The organism is Atopobacter sp. AH10 (genome assembly GCF_003664595.1).
Lineage (GTDB): Bacteria > Bacillota > Bacilli > Lactobacillales > Aerococcaceae > Atopobacter.
In genome coordinates, this window is record NZ_QXPZ01000019.1 from 29,113 (window position 1) to 45,766 (window position 16,654).

Below are 16,654 nucleotides of genomic sequence, written 5' to 3' on the forward strand. Positions count from 1 at the left end.
ATCTGACAATTGAATTAGGCCTTTAAAGAGACTGTAAGAGTAAATGAAGGGAAAATTGATTTGGAATAGACTTGTTTACAGCCCTCTTAGGCCAATAAGGACTATCGCATGAAGCTATCAAAAAGGTAAAGGATGAATGAGATGGGGAAAAAATTACCAAAAGATTTTATATTTGGCGGAGCTACTGCTGCTTATCAAGCAGAAGGGGCAACTCATGTAGATGGGAAAGGACATGTAGCTTGGGATAAGTATTTAGAAGATAACTATTGGTATAGGGCTGAACCAGCCAGTGATTTTTACCATAAATACCCAGTAGATCTTGCTCTTGCAGAAAAATTCGGGATAAATGGCATACGTATTTCCATTGCTTGGTCTCGTATATTTCCGAATGGCTACGGGAAAGTGAATGAAAAAGGGGTAGAATTTTATCATCGCTTGTTTGAAAGTTGTCGGGAGCACTCTGTAGAGCCTTTTGTCACTTTGCATCATTTCGATACACCGGAAGCTCTGCATTCAAATGGGGATTTCCTCAATCGGGAGAATATCCAGCATTTTGTGGATTATGCCGCTTACTGTTTTGAAGAATTTCCTGAAGTTCGCTATTGGACAACCTTTAATGAAATTGGTCCAATAGGGGATGGCCAGTATTTAGTCGGGAAATTTCCTCCTGGTATTCAGTATGATCTGAAAAAGGTCTTTCAATCTCACCATAACATGATGCTGGCACATGCTCGTGCTGTCAAACTCTACAAAGATAAAGGTTATAAAGGAGAAATTGGAGTGGTGCATGCCCTACCAACGAAGTATCCTTTTGATCCATCTGATCCAGCTGATGTCAAAGCTTGCGAATTAGAAGATATTATCCATAACAAATTCATTTTAGATGCCACTTATCTTGGCCACTATTCAAAGGAAACGATGGCAGGTGTTCAAGAAATATTGGCAGCCAATGGAGGAGAACTCGATTTACGTGATGAGGATTTTGTAGATCTAGAGGCGGCTAAAGATTTAAATGACTTCTTAGGCATTAATTATTACATGAGTGATTGGATGAAAGCTTGTGAAGGTGAAACGGAGATCATTCACAATGGGACGGGGGAAAAAGGAAGCTCGAAATACCAAATTAAAGGGGTTGGACGAAGGGAAGCTCCGATAGATATTCCTAAGACTGATTGGGATTGGATCATTTATCCTAAAGGACTCTATGATCAAATTATGCGAGTGAAGCGGGATTATCCTAACTATAAGAAAATTTACATCACAGAAAATGGCTTGGGCTATAAAGATGAATTTGTCGACCAAACTGTTTATGATGATGCACGAATTGATTATGTGAAGAAGCACCTAGAAGTGATTTCGGATGCTATAGCAGATGGTGCTAATGTAAAAGGCTATTTCATCTGGTCATTGATGGATGTCTTTTCATGGTCGAATGGCTATGAAAAGCGCTATGGCCTATTTTATGTAGATTTCAAAACGCAAGAGAGATACCCGAAGAAATCAGCCTATTGGTATAAAAAAGTTGCAAAAAGTCAACTAATTGATTAGGTGGAAAAGGGCAAAATAATTCAGAAGAAAAAGCTAGTCACCTGATACATAAGAAAAAGCTAGTCTCCTTCTAAAGCATAAAAAAGCTAGTCTCCTCATAAGGAAGCTAGCTTTTTTGAATTTAAAGGACTCAGGCGCTGATATGACTTCTTTCGTCCTGTTCCTTGAGTTCTGCTATGGCACTTGTCATTTCTTGTATATATTTACCGACCACACGAGGGGATTTTTGACCATTTTGGCCGATACGTTTGACGACAGCTGATCCGACGATGACACCATCTGCTAGTTTAGCCATTTCTTTGGCTTGGTCAGGCGTAGAGATACCAAAACCGATCGCACATGGGAGGTCTGTGACTTGACGTACTTCTGAGATCATACTTTTGAGGTCTGTTTGAATGTTTTCTCTTTCTCCAGTGACCCCTAGGCTAGAAACCACGTAAATAAAGCCTTCTGCCTCTTTAGCGATCATCTTGATCCGATCTTTAGAGGTTGGAGCGATCAGGGAAATGAAGGATAAGCCATACTTTTGACAAGGGACTTGGAATTCTTCCTTTTCTTCATAAGGAACATCAGCGAGGATCAAGCCATCCATTTTGGCTTCTTGACAAGCTTTTAAGAAACGATCGATCCCATAAGAGTAGACGACGTTGGCATAGGTCATAAATACAAGGGGGATGGTCACTTCTTTTCGTAATTCTTTGACAAAATCTAGGATAGCAGTGGTGGTGATCCCATTTTCTAAGGCACGAATATTGGCGGCTTGGATGACTGGACCTTCCGCTGTTGGATCTGAGAAGGGAATCCCTAATTCGATTAAGCTGGCGCCATTTTTGACGGCTTCTAAGATGATGTGACGGCTGGTTTCTAAATCTGGATCGCCGCAAGTGATAAAGGGAATAAAGGCTTTTTTATTTTGGAAGGCTTGTTTAATGTGACTCATATGAGACTCCTTTCGGTTGAAGCTAGATAAATTTGATGAGGCGGATGAAGAATCTTTTACTAGTTAGCTAGGAAGAAATGATGGAAGGACTATTAGACTCCTTGGTTGAGCATTTAGGCATTATTCAGCAATTTCTTCTCCACGGTAACGGGCGACAGAGGCACAGTCCTTGTCCCCACGGCCTGAAAGGTTAATGACCATGATGTAATCTTTAGGGAGTTGGGGAGCGACTTTGATGGCATAAGCTACGGCATGAGCTGATTCGATAGCAGGAATAATCCCTTCTGTTTTGGAGAGGTATTCAAAGGCGTCAACCGCTTCGTCATCTGTGATTGGGACGTATTCAGCCCGTCCTTCATCGAAAAGATGGGCGTGTTCTGGACCTATACCTGGGTAGTCCAAACCTGCAGAAATAGAGTAGACAGGAGCGATTTGTCCTTCGTCATCTTGGCAGAAGTAAGATTTCATCCCATGGAAAATACCTGGCCGACCAGTCGCAAGGGTAGCGGCGGTATCAGCTGTATCAACGCCTCGACCAGCAGCCTCACAGCCAATTAAGCGGACGCCCTTATCCTCGATAAAGTTGTAGAAGGCACCAATGGCGTTAGAGCCACCACCAACGCAAGCCACCACAGCATCAGGGAGTCTGCCTTCTTTTTCTAACATTTGTTCTTTGATTTCCTTGGAGATGACCGCTTGAAAATCACGAACAATCATAGGGAAAGGGTGAGGGCCAACAGCGGAACCTAGGCAGTAGTGGGTATCGTCAATTCTAGATACCCATTCTTTCATGGCCTCATTGACCGCATCTTTCAAGGTAGCAGTACCGGATGTGACTGGTACTACTTCAGCCCCCAAAAGTTTCATTCGATAGACATTTAAAGCTTGGCGAATGGTGTCTTCCTTTCCCATGTAAACGACGCAATCCATATCTAATAAGGCAGCAGCAGTGGCTGTTGCTACGCCATGTTGACCAGCACCCGTTTCGGCGATGAGACGGGTTTTGCCCATCTTTTTGGCGAGAAGGGCTTGGCCTAGAACGTTGTTGATTTTATGAGCCCCTGTATGGTTCAGATCTTCACGTTTGAGATAGATCTTGGCGCCCCCCAAATCTTTGGTCATTTTTTCAGCGTAATACAAGAGTGATGGGCGGTTGGCGTAGTCATTGAGGAGTTTTTGGAGTTCTTCTTTAAAAGCGGGGTCTTTTTTGTAGTGGTTGTAGGCTGTTTCAAGTTCAATAATGGCATTCATCAATGTTTCAGGAATGTACTGTCCGCCGTGCATTCCGAATCTTCCTGCTTTATTTGTCATGGCATAGTTTCCTTTCTGAGTAAGCTTTAAGGGAAATATGTATTGCTACCCTTTTTATGTTGACTTTAATGTTAGTGTATCCTGCATATTTTTCTGTATTAGGTGTTGTAATAGGTCAGTTCTTTATTTTGTTTTGGCTGGTCTAGCTATTGTAATAGGTCCGTTATTTCTGCTTGTTTATTCTTTCTAGTTGTTGTACTAGGTCAGTTTGTCCCGCCTTTTTATTCCCTCAATGTGACGTAATAGGCCAGTTATTTGTTCTCTCTAGCTAGCTTAATAGGCTAGTTATCCTGCTTGTTTTTCTGCCCAAAGTGTTGCAATAGGCTAGTTTGTCCCGCCTTTTTAGACTGCTTCACCTTCAAGTGGAGGGAATTCTTTAGCTTCTAGGGAATAGAGATTTTGATCTGCCTGTCTGACATTGGCCACAAATTGCCGGATCAAATCGGGATCTTTTTCTTTCATTCTTTCAATTCCCGAGCTCACATCAACGCCATAAGGGTTTAGCTTCTTAATGGCTGAACTGACATTGTCTTTAGTGAGGCCACCAGCTAAAAAGTAGTCTTGATTAAAATCTTTCAATAAGGACCAGTCAAAACTTTTCCCTGATCCAGCTAAAGGGGCATCTAATAAGAGGTAATCCACCTTATAGTTTTTAGCCTGATCTAAATCCTTCAACTGACGAATAGGGCAGGCTTTAATAATGGGACGGTTAATGCGTTCTTTCAATTGGTCGATGTAGGTCTGGTCTTCCTGCCCGTGAAGTTGGATGATATCAAAACCACAGGAAATGGCCAGTCGACTGACTTCATCCAGATCTTGATTTAAAAAAACACCAACAGCTGCGAGGTGATCTGCTAGAGACTTTCTTAAATGAAAAGTCTGATCTGGGTCAAGATAACGAGGGCTTTTAAGCACTTGGATAAAGCCTACCGCATCAACGTCTAAAGTGTTAATTAAGCGAATAGTTGAGAGTTTTTTTATGCCGCATAGTTTGATCTGAGTCATTTGTTTGCCTTTCTTTTTCAGACGATCTGGAGAGTGATAGCGCATGGGGTCAGTAAGTGATCGGGAGAGTGATAGCGTTTGGGGTCAGTAAGCGATTTTGAGTCGGTGAAAGTGACTTGGCTTGCTTGAGATGTAGTGGCTTGGTCGAGATAGTTTGTCGTGGCCGAGATAGCTTGGATTGCTAAGAGCCTCTTTGATCGGTGAAAATATTTTATCCACGGGTATTGTTCACTTGAATCTTAATCTAGTCCCTTGTAGCCTAATCCAGTCACTTGAATCTTAATCCAGTCCCTTTAAGGCTCTTAATTGCGCAGTTTTGTCTTTTGCACGCATGAGACTTTCTCCCACTAAAATAGCATCCGCTCCTATAGCTTCCATGGCCAATACGTCCATTCTGGTGTGTATACCTGATTCAGCCACGAAAAGGGCATTTGGAGAAAGAAGATCTCTCAGCTTTTTAGTGGTTTCTAAGTCAACTTCAAAGTTAGCAAGGTTACGGTTATTAATCCCGATAATTGGGGCATTGAGGTCATTGACCATAGCGATTTCCTCCTTTTGGTGTACTTCTACTAAAGGGGAGAGGCCTAAGTCTTGGCACAGATTAAGGTTATCCTCTAATTCTTTTGGAGTGTGGAGACTAGCGATTAGTAAGACGGCTGAGGCTCCTAGAACTTTAGCTTCATAAATCATATAGGGATCGACGACGAAATCCTTTCTTAAGCAAGGAATCGTTATAGCTTGGCTGATTTCTTTTAAATAATCGTTGCACCCTTTAAAATATTGGGGTTCAGTCAGGACAGAAACTGCATCGGCGCCAGCTTTTTCATAAGCTTTGGCGATAGCAAGATAGGGAAAATCTGGAGCGATCAAGCCCTTAGAAGGAGAAGCTTTTTTGCATTCAGCAATGACGGATAGGCCAGGTTTTTGCAGAGCAGTTGTGAAATTTGGCCGATTGGGGCTTGAAAGAGCAAGACTTTTTAGCTCTTCTAAAGGGACTTGAGCTTTGACTTTTTCGATGCGCACTTTTGTGGCATGAGCAATTTCATTCAAAATGGACATAGTTGGCTCCTCCTTCTGACTTTTCTTAATCTTTGACTTGGCTTTCTTTAATCAGCTGTTCTAGTGTAGCTTGGGCTTTGCCAGAATCAATGAGTTGACCAGCCAGTTCTACCCCTTCTTTGATGGAAGCGACTTTTTGGCTAATATAGAGGGCAGCTCCTGCATTCAATAAGACGGCATCCCTTTTAGGACCTTTTTCACCAGCTAAAATACGACGGGTCAATTCGGCATTTTCTTTAGGGGAGCCACCTTTTAAATCCTCTTTTCGACAAGAAGTAAGGCCGAAATCTTCTGGTTTGATGACATAAGACTTTAATTGGTCTCCATCAATTTCACATACGCTAGTTGGAGCGCTCAAGGAAATTTCATCTAGTTTGTCTTGCCCATAGACCACTAAGCCACGTTTAACCCCAAGATTTTGCAGAACTTTAGCTAAAGGTTCAACGAGGTATTCATCGTATACCCCTAACAATTGATGAACAGGGCTAGCAGGATTTGTCAAAGGGCCTAAGATGTTGAAGACGGTTCTAAAGCCTAATTGTTTTCTGATTGGACCCACGTATTTCATAGACTTGTGGTAACGTTGGGCGAAAAAGAAGCACATCCCCACTTTATCCAATAGCTTCCGGCAAAGGTCTGGGTCTTGGTCGATGTTGACGCCTAGTGCTTCTAAACAGTCAGCTGTACCAGATTTCGAGGAAGCGGCACGGTTACCGTGTTTGGCCACTTTTACGCCAGCTGATGCGACGACGAGAGAGGCTGTAGTGGAAATGTTGAAAGAGTTTGCCTTATCGCCACCAGTTCCGACAATATCAATGACAGGTTGAGGGACTGGGACTTGTTCGGCGTGTTCACGCATGGCCTTGGCGCAACCAGAAATTTCATCAATCGTTTCTGCCTTAGCCGATTTGGTTGATAAAGCAGCAAGGAAAGCAGCGTTTTGAACTTCTGTACTTTCACCGCTCATTATTTCATTCATAACAGTATAGGCTTCTTCGAAAGTCAAATCTTCTTTGCTGACAATTTTTTCAATAGCTTCTTTAATCATGGGGAAGTCTCCTTTTTTGTTAAGATTTTTAGTAAGATCTAAAGATGAAAGGGTCTAAAAATGCCAATGATCTTTAGTTTGTGGAATAGCTATGGACGAATAGCTTCAGTTGCTTTTTCTTGTATGAGCCCTGTTGGAAGTGTTGCAAGACTTCTTGTATGAGCCCTCTTGGACGTGTTGCAAGACTTCTTGTATGAGCCCTCTTGGACTGGTTGCAAGTTTTTTGTATGAGTCTTGTTTGATGTGTCAGAAAGCTTTTTGTAGTAGTCTTCTTGGATATATTAGCAAGCTCTTTTCACTAGTGTTATAGTTCATAAGAATTGATCTGGCATGGGATCCCTCCTAAAATAAAAAACTTCTCTCGATCTCTTTGTCGAAAGAAGCTGTAAAAAAAGCCCCTGACAAAGAAATCTCTATGATTTCTAGCCAAGGACGGAAAAATAAGTGCAATAATCCGCGGTGCCACCTTGCTTTCATGAAAGAAAACTCGTTATTTTATGGGACTTCTTTCATGCCCTTTGTAGGATACTAACATATCCCTAGTCACTGACGTAGACTGTCACGTCACAGAATACTCTGGCCTAAACCATTTGACTGTGCCCTCAGCGGTCCATTTGCTAGCTTGTTTCTGGCTCGACTCTCATCTCTCTCGAACTCTCTGTGCAGGCATCACTAACGTTATCTCCGCTTCAACGGTTTCTAAATTGGCACTATTATGACACTGGTTTTAAAAACTGTCAAGTGCTATATCGTATAGTTTAGTGAAGTTTTTACAATTTTTAAAAGTGGTAAAAGAGGAGCGGATAGGTTAAAAAAGGCTATAAATCGGTGAAAATAGAGGGTGATTAATCTGGGATAAGTCGTTCGTTTTTGGACTAAAAAAATTTAAAAATATTTTTATGAAGCACTAGTTGCTGGAAGATTTTCCGGGATATGGGAGTGAAGTTTAAAGGCTTATAAACATTTAAGGATAATCTTTCATGGTGGGAAGGAGCGAAGCAATTAAAACTAATCACTCATGGAGGGAAGGAGCGTAAGCATTTAAAGCTAATCACTCATGGTGAAAAAGATCAAAAGCATTTAAAGCTAATCACTCATGGTGGGAAACACCATAAAAACCTAGAGAAAGAGTAAAAAGGAGGATGTTCGCTATTTAGTAGAAGTAATTTCGCATATTATTCAATTATTTATCTATAATAAATAAGAGAACTTCAATAAAGGAGATGGAGAAATGCAAAAAGAGCGAGCTCCCCGTGTGAGTTTACAGGAATTAATGTTGATTCCTGTAGGGGTCTCACTGAATGTAGTCGGTTACCAGTTGTGTACCGTCTTAAAATTCCCCGTATTTGTCGACCAAATCGGGACTTATTTAGTAGCGATGTTGGCAGGACCTTGGATGGGGCTGTTAACGGGATTTATTGGGAATGTGGTCAATGGTATGTTGAGCCCTGTTGCTATACCATTTGGCTTAGTGTCTGTGATTATCGGTTTATGTGCTGGATTTTTCTCACGCTGGGGATTTTTTAAGCATATAATCGGGCTAGTCTTTTCATGTGTGGTGATAACGATCGCTTCAGCGACAGCGGCTGCTTTTGTTTCGGTTGTTCTATTTGGTGGGGTAACAGGGTCAGGGACAGATCTGATTACAGCGACTTTCCTGGCTTGCGGGAAACAAGTTTATGAATCGGTTTTATCTACGAACTTAATTTCAGGCTGCTTTTCTGCCATTTTGAATCTAGGCTTAGCTTATTTGATCGTTCGTCGTATTCCTGACCGTTTTTTGATTCGTTTGAGAGACGGAGCGAAATATGTGAAGGTGAAGGTGAGTGAGAATGAGTAAAAATTTATTGCAACTACATCCTGCTACGAAGGCTTTGATCCTTTTGACTGTTATTTTGCTATCGATGTTTTCAAGTCAATTGATGACACAAGGGATTCTTATAGCCTTTACCCTAGGCTTAGCTTTTTTATTTGGAAAGGGAGAAGAATTTCTATCGACCTTCTTTAAGGCTACTGGGCTACTAGTTCTTTTTATCCTTCTCATGCAAACTTACATTGTTCCAAATCCTGATAAACAAGTTTATTTTGCTTTTATTGGCTTTTCCAAGACAGGTTTTGACACGAGCATCAATTTAAGTTTACGCATTATGGCTATTTCCTCTAGTGTTATTTGGTTTTTCTTAGTGACTAAAGTCAAGGATATTGTCGCTTATTTAGATCATTTGAAAGTGCCAAAAGCAGTGACTTTTGTTCTTGCCTCTACCATTTTATTGGTGCCTGAAATGACGAAATTAAGTCAGCAAATTATGGATGCGCAAAAAGCTCGTGGGATTGAAACAGAAGGGAATCTCTTGATGAGATCGAAAGCTTTCTTACCCATGATTGGCCCGCTTGTCTTGACCGCCATTCAACAAACTGATGAACGAGTACTCACCATGGAAGCTCGGGGATTTTCTGCACCAGTGACTAAGACGAGTTATTACCTGCTAAAACATTCTTCTATCGACTGGATCCTGCGTTTTGCTTGCTTAGTGGTATTGGTACTAGCATTTACTAGAGGAGGGATATAAATGGCGCTTATTGAACTAAAAGGGGTCAATTACCGCTATCCACTTGCCAAAAAAGAGGCTTTAAAAGGGATTAATTTGACCTTTGAAGCGGGCAAGATGTATGGACTGGTGGGAGCGAACCAGTCGGGAAAAACGACCCTAGTCCAAGTGATTCGTGGCTTTCTTCCTAATTTGCTAAAAGGAAATTTATCAGGACTGGTGACTTTTAAAGGACAGGATGTGTCTTCTTACAATATAGGGGCTTTAGCGGCTTTTATGGGCTATTCTTCCCAAAATCCCTTTACCCAAATATCTGGAGTGAAGGATACCGTTGAAGAAGAAATTGTTTATGGAATGGAAAATCTAGGTTTTGATAGAGAAAAAATGCAGGAGAGGCTAGAAAAAGTCTTGGCTGATTTTAACTTAACAGGACTTCGGGGCAAAAATCCTTATGATCTTTCAGGGGGACAGAAACAACGAGTAGCCTTGGCGTCTATCGTGGCTATAGACCCAGAAGTGATTATTTTGGACGAGCCAACTTCTCAATTAGATCCAGAAGGCACGGCAGAGATTTTTTCTATCGTGGAGCAATTGAAAAAAGCTGGGAAGACCATCATCATGATTGAACACAAGATCGACTTATTAGCCGAATGCTGTGACGAAATTATTGTCATGGAAAAAGGCCAAGTGGTTTTATCTGGTTCTACTCGTACAGTTTTGACCGATAAAAACTTGATTCAATATGGGGTTAATGCTCCTCAAGTCACTAGCTTTTTCCAACAATTTCTAACAGAAATAGATGGAGATTTCCCTTTCTTAAAGGGGAGCTTGCAGGAATTACCCTTGACCATCGAAGAAGCGATCAAACAATTAAGGGGGCTATAGACTATGTCGGTATTAAAACTTGATGGCGTGACCTACCGTTACCCTAACCAACATCTGGCTTTAGAAAATGTCACAGTTAGCTTTGAAGCCGGTCAAGCTGTAGCGATTATTGGGCAAAATGGTGCAGGGAAAACGACCACCGCTAAATTGATGAATGGGTTATTGAGACCGACTTGCGGGCATGTCCTTGTGAATGGAAAGAAAACAACCGGCTTAACGACCGCTCAAATGGCAAAATATGTCGGCTATGTCTTTCAAAATCCTGACGATCAAATTTTCCAAGAAACGATTGAAAAAGAAATTGCTTTTGGCCCAGCACAAAAAGGTAAGTCTAAGGAAGAAGTAGAAAAGATTGTCAAAGAAGTCGCAGAAGTTTGTGGTTTGAGCGATAGTTTGGGGGAACATCCTTACAATATTTCTTATTCCAAACGTAAATTTATTAGCATTGCAGCAGTATTAGCGACGGATCCAGCTGTTGTCGTATTGGATGAGCCGACAGCCGGTCAAGACAGAGAATCTTTGTTGCTTTTAGGAAGAATCATCCGTTATATGACGGAAAAAGGCAAGGCAGTGTTGACGATCACCCATGATATGGAATTTGTGGTGAGAGAATTTCAACGGGTACTCGTTTTTGCCAATCGTCGCTTACAAAGAGATGGTCAAGTAGGAGAAATATTTGCGGATAAAGACTTATTGTTTAAATCAGGGCTGAAGCAACCTTATATTTGTCAATTCGCTGACCAATTAGGCTTTAAAGGAGTCTTGACGATGGAGGACTTAGCTCAAGCGATTCAGTCAAGAGGTCGTTAGATTTAAAGAACCAGCCAGTTGGGTAAGATCTCTAGCCAGTTGGGTAAGACTGCTAGCCAGTTGGGTAAGACTCTAGATTAGTTGGGTAAGGAGGTAGGAAAGATGGAGGAAACATTTCAATGGTTTCGTACAGGTAAATATGGGCTGTTTATTCACTTTGGTTTGTATTCGATAGCGGCACGGCATGAGTGGGTGCAAACTTTAGAGGAAATCAGTCCTAAAGATTACGAAAAGTATATGGACTATTTCAATCCAGATTTATTGAGACCGAAAGAATGGGCGAGACAAGCCAAATCAGCCGGTTTTCGTTATGTGATTATTACCGCTCGCCATCACGAAGGCTTTTCATTATGGGATAGTGAGTATTCAGATTTTACTATCGCTCATACAGCTTATGGCAAAGACTTGCTAAAAGAATTAGTTGACGCTTTCAGAGAAGAAGGTTTAGGGATTGGTTTATACTATTCCCTTTTAGATTGGCATAGGGAGGACTTTACAGTAGACGGTTTTCACCCGATGCGCAATGATGAAACATACTGTAAAGAACACCCAGGGGATATGGAAAGTTACCGGCAATTCATGAAAAATCAGATTCGAGAGCTGTTGACTAAGTATGGAAAGATTGATTATTTCTGGTTTGATTTTTCTTATGAAGGTAGAAAGTGGAAAAATTCTGTGGGTAAGGGGCCGAAAGATTGGGACTCAGAAGGATTAGAAGCCTTAGTTCATGAACTTCAACCCCACATTTTGCTGAATGATCGTTTAGGTTTAGGTCGAGGTGTACAAACCCCTGAGCAATTTGCTAGAAGTCAAGGTGCTGAAGAGGGGCAATTATGGGAGACTGTTCAGACTTTAAACAATAGTTGGGGCTATGACCGGGATAATCACAATTATAAGACGCCTGAAATGGTCGTGAAGCAGTTAGTCGATACGGTGTCTAAGGGCGGTAACTTTGTCATGAATGTTGGCCCGAATGCTCGTGGTGAGTGGGGTGAAGAGGCTACAGAGATTTTATCTCAAGTGGGAGAATGGTTACAGAAAAATGGGGATAGTATCTATGGGACGACTCCTGCTCCTTATACTTGCCCGGTGGATTGCCGTTATACCAAAAAAGGGAAGAAACTCTACTTGCATGTGATGAGTTGGCCTTTTAGAACCTTGTTATTGCCAGAACTTGGTGGGAAAGTTGCTTTTGCTAGGCTTTTAGCTGACGGGTCTGAAATTCGCTTTGTGGATACGAAGAATTTGCCAGATCGTCGTTTAGATAATGACAATCTCTACCAAGAGGTCACTACAGCCCATATTGATGAATCCCTTGATCCAAGCATGGTGATGCTGAATTTACCAGTGAAGGAGCCGGATAAGTTTGTGACGGTGATTGAACTGACCTTGAAATAATAAGGGATAAGTTTGTGACCGGTATGGAAAAGACCTTGGAATAAATGCAGAATAAGAAAAAGCTCTGCTTATGGATAGTTTTCCTTTTAAGTACTACTTAGAGAGGAGACTATCAGCTTAAGCGAGCTTTTTTGGCGTGTGATGGGACTAAATGGGCGTCTCTTATATTGGGAAAGGAAAGCACTTTAAGGATCTTCTGTATTGCTAAGGAAGTTTCCAGACCTTTGCCTGAGCTATTTTTTGCTATACTGAAAGCGTTAGGAGGCAGATAGTTCCAAGGCTGTGGCTTAATAAAATTGAAAGCCGTACTATCTAGAATATTTTTGCTTCAAAAAGATGAAAACGCTCTAATTAGTGATGGGATAAGAGTGAAAGTAGATTAAAGGAGGGGGATAGATGTTTTATCAATTTCCAGAAAATTTTTGGTGGGGTTCCTCTACTTCAGGGCCTCAAACAGAAGGGCGAGTTGAAGGGGATGGAAAAGGGGATAGCAATTGGGATTATTGGTACAAGCAGGCTCCTGAAAAATTCTTCGATCAAGTTGGGCCAGGGAAGGCTTCTACTTTTTATGAACATTATCAAACGGACATAGATTATCTAGTGAAAACTGGGCACAACAGCTTTAGAACGTCCATTCAATGGTCTCGGCTAATCCCAGACGGAGATGGAGAGGTCAATCCAAAAGCAGTTGCGTTTTATAAAGAAGTCTTTCAAAGGATCAAAGATAAAGGCATTCGTCTCATCATCAATTTATATCATTTTGATCTGCCTTATGCCTTAGAAGAAAAGGGCGGTTGGTTGAATAAAGCAACGGTAATAGCTTATGAACGCTATGCAAGAATTTGCTTTGAATTATTTAATCCATGGGTAGATGCTTGGGTTACTTTCAATGAACCGATTGTGCCAGTTGAAGCAGGTTATTTAGGACAGTATCATTATCCAGCTATTGTAGATGCCAAAAAGGCGGTACAGGTGGCATATTATACCCAATTGGCTTCTTCCTTAGCCGTTAGGGCATGCCATCAAGTAGATGAAGATAAAAAAATAGCTATTATTTTGAATTTGACACCAGCTTATGCCAGATCTACAGCGAAAGAAGATCAAGAAGCTGCCGAAATTGCGGCTTTATTCCAAGCGAAAAGTTTTTTGGATCCATCTGTTAAAGGGGAATATCCTAAAAAATTAGTGGCAATTTTGAAAGAGAATCAACTCTTGCCTGATTATACGGATGAAGAGCTAAAAATTATTAAAGAAAACACAGTGGATTTCTTGGGAGTGAATTACTACCAGCCATTGCGGGTACAAGCCCCTGATAAAAGAAAAGAGACCCATCCATTAAATGTAGATCACTTTTACCAAACTTATGATATGCCAGGAAAGAAGATGAATCCTTACAGGGGATGGGAAATTTATGAACAAGGGATTTATGATCTAGCCATGATGATCATGAAAGAATATGACAATATCGATTGGGTTTTAACTGAAAATGGTATGGGCGTAGAAAATGAAGGACGTTTTAGGGATGAAACGGGTCAAATACAAGATGATTATCGGATAGAATTTATCAAAGGACATTTAATAAAACTATACGAGGCCATTCAAGATGGAGCCAATTGTCATGGTTATCTTTTGTGGACTTTTATTGATTGCTGGTCTTGGTTGAATGCTTATAAAAATCGCTATGGGCTAGTGGAATTAGACTTATATACGCAAGAACGTCGTTTGAAAAAATCTGGTGAATGGTATAGACAACTAGCTAATCATAATGGCTTTGAAGCACAGGAATAGGAATAAATAAGCTAGCTATGGGAGAGGAGAAAAGCAGAATGAAAACGATTATGTTGGTGTGTAATGCAGGCATGTCTACATCTATGTTAGTGACAAAAATGAAAAAGGCAGCTATGGAAAAGGGGGTAGATGTAGAAATATTTGCTATACCTGTTTCAGAAGTAGCTGAGCAAGTTGCTTCTAAAGCTATTGATGTTATTTTAGTTGGACCACAAGTGAAATTTATGGTGAGTCAGTACAAGAAAGATTATGAACCTAAAATAAAAGTGGATAGTATCAATATGCAAGACTATGGGGTGATGAATGGGGAAAAAGTGTTAGAAACAGCTCTAAAAATGTTGGCTGAATAGGAAGTCTAGCGGATGAAAAGATCCGCCTCATCTACTGGCTTAAGCAATGCCCAAGTTTGTCTAGTAAAACTAATGGGTTTTATTACCTATAGGGGCTAGGGATGGGAAAATACATATAGCATTTGTTGAAGTACATAGGAAAAAGTTGGCGAATAGGTAAAAAAATAGGAAAAAGTCGGCGAATAGGTAAAAAGAAGGAGGAGTAATGATGAGTGTTTCTGATAAATTTATGAAGCTTGCTGGCAAAATTGCTTCTGAAGCTCATTTGGTAGCTGTGCGTGATGCTTTTGTTGCAATGATGCCGATTACCATGGCAGGATCTGTTGCAGTTTTACTCAATGTTTTTCTAAGAGATATTCCAAATAATCTGGGAATGTCATCGTTTGTTGAAAGCATGAGCCCTGTTATAGCCGTAAATGGTAATGTATGGTTTGGAACGATTGCCATCATGGCTTTGGTGTTCTCATTTGCTTTAGGCTATAATTTGTCCTTAATGTATAAAGTGAACCCTTTGGCTGGTGGGATGGTTTCTTTTGGGGCCTTTATTGCCACTGTTCCACAAAGCTTGAAGTTTGCCTCTAATTTAGAAGGCTTGTCGGATAAAGCGATTAAGATTTTGAGTGGGGCAGGTGTAGCGGTAGAGCCTGCATCAAAAGGGGTCGATTTATCCTCTTGGGGAGCTATTTCTACAGCTTATGCAGGTGCAACAGGTTTGTTTACAGCTTTAATTGTTGGATTCATTAGCATGAAGATTTTCGCTTATCTCATGAATCATAAAGTCATTTTGCGCTTACCTGATTCTGTACCACCTGCTGTTAATAAAGCCTTTGCAGCTATTATTCCAGGTGTTGTGGCTATTTATGCGGCAGCTATTTTGGCTCAAGCCTCTGTTATGCTTACTGGAAAAGCTTTAAGTGATCTTATTTCTACTTACATTCAAACTCCTTTGATGGGCTTGTCTCAAGGTGTGGGATCAGTCATTTTAATTACTTTCCTTGTACAATTATTCTGGTTCTTTGGGATTCATGGACATAACGTATTGGCACCTGTGATGGATGGAGTCTATTTAACCGCTCAAAATTTGAATTTGGAACACTACCAAGCTCATCACCAAATCGCTAAATTACCTTATCTTTGGACTCGTGGATCATTTGATGCCTATTGCCAAATGGGTGGATCTGGCGTTACTCTTGCTCTAATCATTGCCATCTTTATCTTCTCGAAAAGAGACGAATATCGTGCTGTAGCCAAATTAGCTTGGCCAATGGGTATGTTTAATATTAACGAACCTGTGATCTTTGGTATACCAATTGTATTAAATCCTATTTTCATTATTCCATGGTTAATTGTTCCACCAATTTGCGCTACAATTGCCTATACATTAACAGCTTTGGGCGTTATACCACCTGTATTTATTATGGTTCCTTGGATTACACCTCCAGGATTGTATGCTTATTTAGCAACAGGAGGCTCTTGGTTGGCAGGCTTAGTTTCCCTGTTGAATTTAGGGGTAGCTTTCTTGATCTGGTTGCCATTTATCCTCTATGCGAACCGGGTAAAAGAAAATGAACTTTAATGCCAATAAAGCAAAGTGGGCTATGTTCTATATATCTATAGCCCTGCTATTGATTTGTTTAAGTCCGACTTTACCAGGCACTTATATACATTTAGTGACGGCAGCGGTATTGATGGGCTTGGGGATTTTTCAATTACGACGTTCAAAATAATAAGAAATTGCCTATGATGATAATAAATAGGACTTGTTAGGGATAGCTTAGTTCTTAATGAGTTTCTTGAAAGAAAATGTAACCTCCATCTGATTTGTCAGCTGGAGGTTATTGACTAGAGAAAAATGATTGTTGATCTAAAAAGTAATAGGAAGAAAGGCTCAGGCTGATGGGTTAGAGAACTTGGTATTTTAGATCGTTGAATCACTTGACTAGTTGAACTTGAACAAAAACGG

At 40.7% G+C, this 16,654-nt stretch carries 14 protein-coding genes; 9 read left to right on the forward strand and 5 right to left on the reverse strand.

All coding sequences use genetic code 11. The annotated features are described in order from the left end of the window. Positions 1-141 precede the first annotated feature (141 nt). Positions 142-1,548 carry a 6-phospho-beta-galactosidase gene (gene lacG, locus D3H64_RS04170; protein WP_121565011.1) on the forward strand — a complete coding sequence of 469 codons (1,407 nt, stop codon included), beginning with the start codon at positions 142-144 and terminating at the stop codon, positions 1,546-1,548. Positions 1,549-1,678: 130 nt separating this feature from the next. Here lacG and trpA read toward each other — a convergent pair whose 3' ends face one another. The 5 genes from trpA to trpD form a co-directional block, all read right to left on the reverse strand. Beyond that, positions 1,679-2,488, reverse strand: coding sequence for a tryptophan synthase subunit alpha (trpA, locus tag D3H64_RS04175; RefSeq protein ID WP_121565012.1), 810 nt, complete (start codon positions 2,486-2,488; stop codon positions 1,679-1,681). A gap of 120 nt (positions 2,489-2,608) precedes the next feature. Then, positions 2,609-3,799 carry a tryptophan synthase subunit beta gene (trpB, locus tag D3H64_RS04180; protein ID WP_121565013.1) on the reverse strand — a complete coding sequence of 397 codons (1,191 nt, stop codon included), beginning with the start codon at positions 3,797-3,799 and terminating at the stop codon, positions 2,609-2,611. A gap of 342 nt (positions 3,800-4,141) precedes the next feature. Beyond that, the gene (locus D3H64_RS04185; protein ID WP_158589219.1) at positions 4,142-4,804 is read right to left on the reverse strand and encodes a phosphoribosylanthranilate isomerase; all 663 of its coding nucleotides are present in this window, start codon (positions 4,802-4,804) and stop codon (positions 4,142-4,144) included. Positions 4,805-5,083: 279 nt separating this feature from the next. Beyond that, on the reverse strand, positions 5,084-5,863 hold the full coding sequence (gene trpC, locus D3H64_RS04190; RefSeq protein WP_121565015.1) for an indole-3-glycerol phosphate synthase TrpC: 780 nt from the start codon (positions 5,861-5,863) through the stop codon (positions 5,084-5,086). Between the two features lie 25 nt (positions 5,864-5,888). Further along, entirely contained in the window at positions 5,889-6,911 is a 1,023-nt protein-coding gene (trpD, locus tag D3H64_RS04195; RefSeq protein ID WP_121565016.1) for an anthranilate phosphoribosyltransferase, read from the reverse strand. A gap of 1,231 nt (positions 6,912-8,142) precedes the next feature. On the opposite strand from trpD, the gene D3H64_RS04200 reads away from it, so the two are divergent. From D3H64_RS04200 to D3H64_RS04235, 8 genes are all read left to right on the forward strand, one after another. Beyond that, positions 8,143-8,751 carry an ECF transporter S component gene (locus tag D3H64_RS04200; protein WP_121565017.1) on the forward strand — a complete coding sequence of 203 codons (609 nt, stop codon included), beginning with the start codon at positions 8,143-8,145 and terminating at the stop codon, positions 8,749-8,751. Continuing rightward, the gene (locus D3H64_RS04205) at positions 8,744-9,481 is read left to right on the forward strand and encodes an energy-coupling factor transporter transmembrane component T (RefSeq protein ID WP_121565018.1); all 738 of its coding nucleotides are present in this window, start codon (positions 8,744-8,746) and stop codon (positions 9,479-9,481) included. Before D3H64_RS04200 ends, D3H64_RS04205 begins: the two co-directional genes overlap by 8 nt. Next, positions 9,482-10,345, forward strand: coding sequence for an energy-coupling factor ABC transporter ATP-binding protein (locus D3H64_RS04210; protein ID WP_121565019.1), 864 nt, complete (start codon positions 9,482-9,484; stop codon positions 10,343-10,345). A gap of 3 nt (positions 10,346-10,348) precedes the next feature. Beyond that, on the forward strand, positions 10,349-11,155 hold the full coding sequence (locus tag D3H64_RS04215) for an energy-coupling factor ABC transporter ATP-binding protein (RefSeq protein ID WP_121565020.1): 807 nt from the start codon (positions 10,349-10,351) through the stop codon (positions 11,153-11,155). A gap of 102 nt (positions 11,156-11,257) precedes the next feature. Then, positions 11,258-12,553: an alpha-L-fucosidase gene (locus tag D3H64_RS04220; RefSeq protein ID WP_121565021.1), complete on the forward strand. Its 1,296-nt coding sequence runs from the start codon at positions 11,258-11,260 to the stop codon at positions 12,551-12,553. Positions 12,554-12,949: 396 nt separating this feature from the next. Beyond that, positions 12,950-14,341 (forward strand): glycoside hydrolase family 1 protein, encoded by a 1,392-nt coding sequence (locus tag D3H64_RS04225; protein WP_121565022.1) that lies wholly within the window; start codon positions 12,950-12,952, stop codon positions 14,339-14,341. A gap of 38 nt (positions 14,342-14,379) precedes the next feature. After that, positions 14,380-14,691, forward strand: coding sequence for a PTS sugar transporter subunit IIB (locus D3H64_RS04230; protein ID WP_121565023.1), 312 nt, complete (start codon positions 14,380-14,382; stop codon positions 14,689-14,691). A gap of 205 nt (positions 14,692-14,896) precedes the next feature. After that, positions 14,897-16,267, forward strand: a complete 1,371-nt coding sequence (locus tag D3H64_RS04235; protein WP_121565024.1) for a PTS sugar transporter subunit IIC — start codon at positions 14,897-14,899, stop codon at positions 16,265-16,267. Positions 16,268-16,654 lie beyond the last annotated feature (387 nt).

Excerpts from the sequence above, each read along its gene's own strand:
- D3H64_RS04225 (WP_121565022.1), top strand. The coding sequence starts at position 12,950 with ATGTTTTATCAATTTCCAGAAAATTTTTGGTGGGGTTCCTCTACTTCA.
- trpC (WP_121565015.1), bottom strand. The coding sequence starts at position 5,863 with ATGTCCATTTTGAATGAAATTGCTCATGCCACAAAAGTGCGCATCGAA.
- D3H64_RS04205 (WP_121565018.1), top strand. The coding sequence starts at position 8,744 with ATGAGTAAAAATTTATTGCAACTACATCCTGCTACGAAGGCTTTGATC.
- D3H64_RS04215 (WP_121565020.1), top strand. The coding sequence starts at position 10,349 with ATGTCGGTATTAAAACTTGATGGCGTGACCTACCGTTACCCTAACCAA.
- D3H64_RS04210 (WP_121565019.1), top strand. The coding sequence starts at position 9,482 with ATGGCGCTTATTGAACTAAAAGGGGTCAATTACCGCTATCCACTTGCC.
- trpB (WP_121565013.1), bottom strand. The coding sequence starts at position 3,799 with ATGACAAATAAAGCAGGAAGATTCGGAATGCACGGCGGACAGTACATT.
- D3H64_RS04185 (WP_158589219.1), bottom strand. The coding sequence starts at position 4,804 with ATGACTCAGATCAAACTATGCGGCATAAAAAAACTCTCAACTATTCGC.
- D3H64_RS04235 (WP_121565024.1), top strand. The coding sequence starts at position 14,897 with ATGATGAGTGTTTCTGATAAATTTATGAAGCTTGCTGGCAAAATTGCT.
- D3H64_RS04220 (WP_121565021.1), top strand. The coding sequence starts at position 11,258 with ATGGAGGAAACATTTCAATGGTTTCGTACAGGTAAATATGGGCTGTTT.
- D3H64_RS04200 (WP_121565017.1), top strand. The coding sequence starts at position 8,143 with ATGCAAAAAGAGCGAGCTCCCCGTGTGAGTTTACAGGAATTAATGTTG.
- trpD (WP_121565016.1), bottom strand. The coding sequence starts at position 6,911 with ATGATTAAAGAAGCTATTGAAAAAATTGTCAGCAAAGAAGATTTGACT.
- trpA (WP_121565012.1), bottom strand. The coding sequence starts at position 2,488 with ATGAGTCACATTAAACAAGCCTTCCAAAATAAAAAAGCCTTTATTCCC.
- D3H64_RS04230 (WP_121565023.1), top strand. The coding sequence starts at position 14,380 with ATGAAAACGATTATGTTGGTGTGTAATGCAGGCATGTCTACATCTATG.
- lacG (WP_121565011.1), top strand. The coding sequence starts at position 142 with ATGGGGAAAAAATTACCAAAAGATTTTATATTTGGCGGAGCTACTGCT.